Genomic DNA, 7,540 nt, shown 5'->3' with positions numbered 1-7,540 from the left:
TGATAAACTATTATACTATTTTAATTCAAAAAAGTAAAAATAGGGTAGTGCAATATACCAAATTTGCGATACTCTTCTTATTTACTTTAACTATGAATGCCCAGCAATGGGAAACAGTTGGAGAGGCAGAGGTCATATCTGCATCAGGCACTTCATTTAATAATCTTGTGATAGATAGTAACGGAAATTATTACGTTTCTTATTATGATCTTTCGGTATCAAAAGGCTCAGTACAAAAATATGACGGTACTTCATGGAGTTACCTTGGAGGTGTTGCCGGTATTACAACAGGTACAGCCACTTATAACTCATTATCTATAGATAATGAAGGTTTTGTATACTATACCAATCAATTGGGTTGGCCGGGCTCAGGGCTTGAAGTCCGTCAGTTTGATGGTACATCTTGGTTACAATTATCAAATGCTACAAATAGTTCGGTTAACTACCATGCATCAGCAGTTTCAGCTTCAGGTATTTTATTTACTTACAGTAGTGACGCATCCGGTACGGTAAAACGTTATAACGAAGGAGAGTGGGAACAGGTAGGGAACAGTGGTTTCTCGTCTGGGGCTACTTATGCCGAAATGGTTATTGGTTCTAACAATATAATTTATACCTGTAATGTATCAGGAGGTAATGCACAGGTGTATGAAAACACTATAACAGCAGGTTTAAATGATAGTTGGACTTTAACAGGAGGTGAGACTGTAGGGGCTGCTTCATCATCAGAGCAATATACATCAGATATCGCTATTGATAATGCTAACAATCTTTATGTGGCTTATGTATCAAACGGTGCAGGCGGACAAAAACTTAATGTGAAAAAATACAACGGCACATCTTGGGTACAACTGGGACAGGCTAACTTTTCATCGGGTAAAGTACAGCATGTGGCTATTGCTGTTAGTATGGCAGGAGAGGTATTTGTAGTAGCGAGCCGTTTTGAAAATGATAATTATTTAAGAAACACTGCTTATCATTATGATGAGGTAACAGGTTCGTGGATAACACTGGGAGGAGATTTTATTTCCGGAGGTCAGGCTACTTATAATGATTTGGCTTTTGATAATAACGGAAACTATTTAGTACTTGCCTATTCTGAAGGTGGAACAAAAGTAAAACGTATTACAGTACAGAATGATACCGAAACAGGTTGTACGAATACTGATCCTGGTACAAACATAGGAGACACAGGGTGTATTTCTTTTACCTATAACGGAGAGGAAATAAGTTATACTACTGTACGTGGTGCCGATGGCAATATATGGTTACAACAAAACCTTGGCAGTAGCCAAATAGCAGGTTCTGTAGATGATGAAAATAGCTATGGAGACCTTTTTCAATGGGGACGTTGGGATGACGGACACCAAAAACGTACATCTGAAACCACTTCACAGTTGCCTGATCCAAACAATCCGGTAGGACTGGGTAATGGTTTAAGTGAATACATACTTGGTTCATGGTGGGAAGCTGGTGAATTGAGTAATGAGTGGAATAAAGAAGATGTAGAATCTGTTGATGATATTAGCGGATGCGACCCTTGTATGGCTGCCCTAGGTGAGGGCTGGAAATTACCGTCACAGGAAGACTGGACAGAACTTGTAGAAGCTGAAAACATTACTAATCCGGCTACAGCGTTAGCCAGTAACCTTATGCTTCCGGCTACGGGGTACAGAAGTTCTTCTACCGGAGATTTTACCTTTGTAGGTCAAAGAGGTTATTATTGGAGTTCTACTACATCGAGTACAGGAGCTAAATATTTGTATGTTGGATCTACAATTGCAAACCCTTCAGCAGGGGCACCTAGAGGACAGGGAGCAGCTATACGTTGTGTAAAATTATCACAGCTACAGGTTACATCTGTAGAAGTATCGGTACAGGATGATGCCGAAGCAACTATCGTTACAGAAAACGGAACGTTACAACTACAGGCTATGGTTAACCCTGTTACTGTTAGTCAGCAAGTAACATGGTCGGTAATATCAGGAGAAGAATTTGCAACGATTGATGAAAACGGACTTGTTACAGCTTTAACAAATGGTACGGCTACAATAAGAGCTACTTCTGTAGCAGATATAACTCAATATGGAGAATTGGATGTAGTGGTAAATATTGGATCTAGTCAGGAATGTGAACCACTTACCGAATTATATGAAAATTTTGACGATTATTCCTGTTGTGAAATGGGTGTTGTGCCTACGTGTTGGGAAAGTATACTATTAGGTGGGGCGAGTCAGATAATTTCAAGTACTCAACCGGCTTCGGGCACCAGTCAAATATACCAAACAGGTTATGGAGAAGGTAAAATTTCAATAGTGGTTTTACCACAGTTCAGTAATATTAATGCAGGTACACATCAGTTCAGGTTTAAAGTAAAAGCTAATAGCGGGCCGGGAGAACTTGACTTTGGCTATATAACAGATACTAACGATGCTTCAACATTTGAGGTTATAGAGAGCCTTACTATTAATAACAGTAGTTATAATGATACTGATGCTGAAAGAATATTTTCTGTTCCTGTAACAGTTCCTAATAATGCGAGATTAGCCATACGTAACCCCGGTACTACGTGGGCAGGTATATATTGGGATGATGCTTATTGGGAACCTATAACAGAAGTATCAGTAACAGTAACCACTCAAAATGATGTAGCGCCGGAAATTACCACTCAAAACGGTTCACTTCAGCTTGTAGCTACAGTAAGTCCAACCAGCGTGAATCAGGAGGTGACATGGTCGGTAATATCAGGAGAAGAATTTGCAACGATTGATGAAAACGGACTTATATCTGCTTTAGCAAACGGTACGACTACAATCAGGGCAACCGCTGTAGAAGATATCACTAAGTTTGATGATATTGTAATTACTATAAATTATGATGAAGAGCCTACAGATAATTACTGTACAGTAGGTGTAGACTGGGATGTAGAACCTATTACACTGGTAAATTTTGCAGGTATTAATAACGCTACTTCATCTGCCGTAAATGGTACGCCTGCTTATGAGAACTTTACAGATATAACAGGACAGGTTAATCAGAATGAAACCTATACTATAACTGTAAAAGGAAATACCAACGGGGAGTTTGAGCACGATATACGTGTATTTATAGACTGGAATCAGGATTATGTTTTTGATATGAATACAGAATATTATGCCACTTCATTACTGCCTTCTACAGGAGAAGATAATACTACGGCTACTATTGATATTAGTGTTCCTGCAGATGCTATCTTAGGGAGTACCAGAATGCGAGTTGTCAAAGATATGTGGAACGTATATGAAGAAGGAGAATTTGATGCCTGTACTAATGCCTATTACGGTCAGGTAGAAGATTATACTGTGAATGTAAATGCGAGTCAGGTGATTATACCACAACAACTTGAAATTCATGTTGAAGATGATGCTGAGCCGGCAATAACACAAAATGGAGGAACATTACAGCTTTATGCTGCAATATTACCTGAAAATGCAAATCAGGAAGTAGTATGGAGTATTATTGAAGGAGCTGAATTTGCTATTATTGATGAAAACGGACTGGTTACCGCTATTGCTGACGGTGTAGTAACTGTTCAGGCTGTAAGCATTGAAAATAATGATATAACCGATACTATAGAAATAACAATATCAGGACAAACATTAGGAGTTGGTGAATTTGATAAGCTTAATGTATCAATTTACCCTAATCCTGTAAAAGATGTATTATCTGTACAATCAGATTTTGAAGTGGAGCAGATAGTAATATATAATCTTATGGGACAACTTATAACAAAGTCCAAAGATAAAAATATTAATACCCAAGCATTATCTGAAGGTACTTATATAGTTCATGTTAGTTTTGAAAACGGATCATCTGTAACTAAAAAGATAATTAAAAAATAGTTTTATTTTTTTGAAGTAGTTTTTCTTTTTTCAAAAGCCACCTAAGGTTTATTAGGTGGCTTTTTTATTAAAAAATATTTAACTTCTGTTACAAATCTGTAATCCCGAGACCAATTCCGCTGGCTCCACCGGTAATTAAAATTGTATTGTTTGGTATATCAATTTTTTTAAGATTAATAATTGGTTGATTTAGTTAATTTCTCCCATTGGTTATAGTTAGAAGACAATAATTCTAATTTATCAAAAGCACGTGTATAGGCATCGCTACCTAAAAGGAGGTAAAGGGGAGGTGCAGCCATTTCTGTAATATCAATCATTACTTTAGCCGCTTTTTCGGGGTCGCCGTTTTGTGTTCCGCTTTTCTCTGTAAATTGTTCCAGTGAGTTACGAATATCGCTATAAGCATCAATTTTATTTTTTGACAGAACGAGAGAATCTGGGTTATTGAAGTTAGTACGAAATGAGCCCGGAGCAATTAGAGTTACTTTTATGCCAAATTTTTTAACGTCTTCAGCCAAAACTTCGGTAAGTCCTATTACTGCATGTTTTGTAGCGCCATAAACAGACCATCCTTTTGTTGGTGCTATACCGGCAATAGAAGATATATTAATAATATGTCCTGTGCCTTGTTTTCGCATGATAGGTAAAACATTACGAATAATACTAATAATGCTAAAAACATTAATATCAAAGCTATCACGAACTTCTTTATCTGTAAGCTCTTCCATGCTACCACCTATACCATATCCGGCATTATTAACTACAACATCAATCTTTCCAAACTGTTTATAAGTTTGTTGTATTGCGGTAAGGATGCTTTTTTCTTTTTCGAGCTCAACTTTTAAAGGGAGAAATAAATTATTACTGTTACCTATAGCTTCGCTTAATTTTTTTGTATTACGTGAAGTGGCTGCCACCATGTGCCCGGCGTTTAATAATTGTTTTGCTAAAGTCAAGCCAATACCCTTTGACGCACCTGTAATAAACCATACTTTTTTACTTTCCATAATAAATTATTTTATATGGCAAATGTAAAGCGGGTTTAAAGGGAGATGTTTATGTAAATCAAATGTATACTATCTAAATTCAAACAAAACGAATAGAGGAGGGAGTATTACCTGTATGTTTTTTAAAAAAGTAGGTGAAATGTGACGGTTGTGCAAAACCAAGACAATAACTTATTTCAGCAATATCCCATTTTGTATGTTTTAGCAATGCAGAAGCTTCAATTACTATTCTATTGGCAATATGGGTAGTAGTTGTTTTCCCGGTTGTTAATTTAATTGCACGATTGAGGTGATTAACATGTAATCCAAGCCTTGAGGCATAATCACCGGCAGACCGTAGTTTAATATTATTTTCTGGAGATTGAATTGGGAACTGACTTTCTAATAAATTAATAAAGATTGAGGTGATTCTTGCATTTGCGTCCGGATGATTATACAGTTTTTCATTAGGTTCAAGTTTTCCGGCAAAATGAATTAGTTCAGAAACATAATTCCTTAATAAATCATATTTAAACTGATAATCAGAATTATTTTCATGTAACATTTTTTCAAACAGAAGGGTTACTTCTTTATCCTGTATGTTATTTAAGTCATATACATGTTTTCCACCTGGGGTAAACATTGGTAAATCCTGAATTCTTCCTCTATAGTTTTCAGAGAAAAAAGGCTCTTTAAATACACAAAAAAAACCTGTAGCATTTTTTTCCAGTATTTCAAACCGATAAGGAACAATGGGATTAAAAAAGAGTAGGGTATTTCCGTTAAAAGTTATGCTTTTATCTGCATAATGACAACGGTGTTCACCATGTATAATCATTATTTTAAAGAAATCATACCGCGCATAGGGTGATGGTAGTCTGTTGTTTATAGTTTCAGACAGGTCAAATACATTAAAGTCTCCATCACCGTTATGAGATGATGGAGAAGATGTATTGAATTTATTATTGTAAAATGCTTCGAGACTCTTTGTAAATGACATACAACAAATTTAGTGATTCCTGTCCATTTTTAAGTAAAGAGTAGTCCCACATCATTAAAACTATTAGATGCTATGTCTATTGGTTTTCTTTTGTTTTCTAAACTGAAAAACCGAACCTACTATAAAAAGAACCAAAAGGAATAGCAGTGTTTTTCCGATTAGAGGGTCTGTTGGACCTGTAGCTAGAGGGTTTCCAACGGGTACTCTTGTAAAAGTTTCATTGACTGTAGGTATTAGTGACAGGAAAAAACTAAACGAAAGACTGAAGTTTTCATAATAACGAAACTTGTTATTACCTTGTTTTTTAGTATTAAAATAATATGCCAATGATACCAATAAAACAATAAATAAGGCAAAAATATGCCCCGGATTAAAACCACCATGTTTTGATAAACCTAAGGCGGTGAGTGAGGCTATAACGGTACAATAAAAGTATATTTTTCCTGTAACCCGGCTGAGCTTTATTTTTCCTGTTTGAACAAAATCTATAATGGCGGCAACAATAGCAACAACACCTATTATGGTGTGAAAAATTCCCAAATTTGATAAATGCATAATTTTTATTTTTTGAATGATTTATTACGATTCAAAATTCCATATTATGCTCAATTTTCATTTTGCAAATTAATCCAATAATTTGGTTAATTGGTTCAAAATAAAAAACACTCTACCTGTTACTCGTTTTTCGATCGGTAATTAGTAGGCGTAGTTTTGTATTTATCACTGAAGCTTTTTGTAAAATTTGCTAAGTCATTAAACCCACAATCAAAAGCAATATCTGTTATCCGTTCGTTTGAAATTAAAAGAAGTTCTGCAGCTCTTTCCAGTCTTTTGGTCTTTATGTAATTAGCAGGGGAGTCGTTATATAGCTTTTTAAACTCTCTTTTAAAGGATGAGATACTTAAATTAGTTCTCTTTGCCAGTTCCTCTATATTTATTTGAGTAAATAGGTTAGCCTCTATTATTTGTTTGAAGGTATAGGTGGCAGGTGAAAAAAGTTGAGATAAAATAGTTTGTATTATATCGGCATTTTGTGTTTGTGATAATAAAAGGATGATTTCTTTAAGCTTTAGAATCAGGATTTCCTCATTTATTAATGACGGATTTTCAAAATAAAATAATAATCCTTCAATATATTTTTTAATAAGGAAATCATTCTTAATTTTTTCAGATGTCTGATTACTTACCTCATTATTTGGCCTAAATAATTTTGGAAGATCTTTTTCATAAATCTTCTTTAAAACATCCGGATGAAAGGTGACAATTACAATCTCTCCTTTATTCTCATTATTAGAGTTTTGAATTTTATTTCCAGAGTTAACACAGTTAAGCAATAACGAATAGTTTGAAGGTATATCAATAGTGTTATTTTGTGAAAGGTACTGCATATCACCATCCAGCATATATAAAAAACATGCCTGTTGGGCAATAGGAAAAGAGAAATCAAATGGAGGCTCTAATACAACTTTCTGTATAAGTTGTTTTCCAAACAGTTCAATTTTTTTATAGTCTATAACCATTTATACTATCAGGGTTTTAAATTTAAAACGTTGTGTTGCTAATATAAGTAGCAAAACCCATTCAGCACCAAACCAAATGTAGGTAAAAATGATGAATGGGTTTTGTAAGACTGATATAAGAAGTAATTACATTTTTAAACTGGTTTGACTTCT

At 35.0% G+C, this 7,540-nt stretch carries 5 protein-coding genes; 1 reads left to right on the top strand and 4 read right to left on the bottom strand.

Annotated elements, in window-relative coordinates:
- Positions 1–92 precede the first annotated feature (92 nt).
- On the top strand, positions 93–3,881 hold the full coding sequence (locus GN157_RS12670) for an Ig-like domain-containing protein (RefSeq protein ID WP_157483809.1): 3,789 nt from the start codon (positions 93–95) through the stop codon (positions 3,879–3,881).
- Between the two features lie 173 nt (positions 3,882–4,054).
- Here the strand turns inward: GN157_RS12670 and GN157_RS12665 are convergent, their stop codons facing one another.
- From GN157_RS12665 to GN157_RS12650, 4 genes are all read right to left on the bottom strand, one after another.
- Positions 4,055–4,888, bottom strand: coding sequence for an SDR family NAD(P)-dependent oxidoreductase (locus GN157_RS12665; RefSeq protein WP_157483807.1), 834 nt, complete (start codon positions 4,886–4,888; stop codon positions 4,055–4,057).
- A 79-nt stretch (positions 4,889–4,967) separates the two neighbouring features.
- A complete protein-coding gene (locus GN157_RS12660; RefSeq protein WP_157483806.1) occupies positions 4,968–5,867 on the bottom strand; it encodes a helix-turn-helix domain-containing protein in 900 nt (299 codons plus the stop codon).
- Between the two features lie 63 nt (positions 5,868–5,930).
- Complete coding sequence (locus tag GN157_RS12655) at positions 5,931–6,422, bottom strand: hypothetical protein (protein ID WP_157483804.1); 492 nt, start codon at positions 6,420–6,422, stop codon at positions 5,931–5,933.
- A gap of 119 nt (positions 6,423–6,541) precedes the next feature.
- Positions 6,542–7,387 (bottom strand): helix-turn-helix domain-containing protein, encoded by an 846-nt coding sequence (locus GN157_RS12650; RefSeq protein WP_157483803.1) that lies wholly within the window; start codon positions 7,385–7,387, stop codon positions 6,542–6,544.
- Between the last annotated feature and the right edge of the window lie 153 nt (positions 7,388–7,540).

This window comes from Flavobacterium rakeshii (genome assembly GCF_009741375.1).
Lineage (GTDB): Bacteria > Bacteroidota > Bacteroidia > Flavobacteriales > Flavobacteriaceae > Flavobacterium > Flavobacterium rakeshii.
The sequence above is the reverse complement of the archived record's forward strand: the minus strand, read 5'-3'. Positions and strand labels throughout refer to the sequence as shown.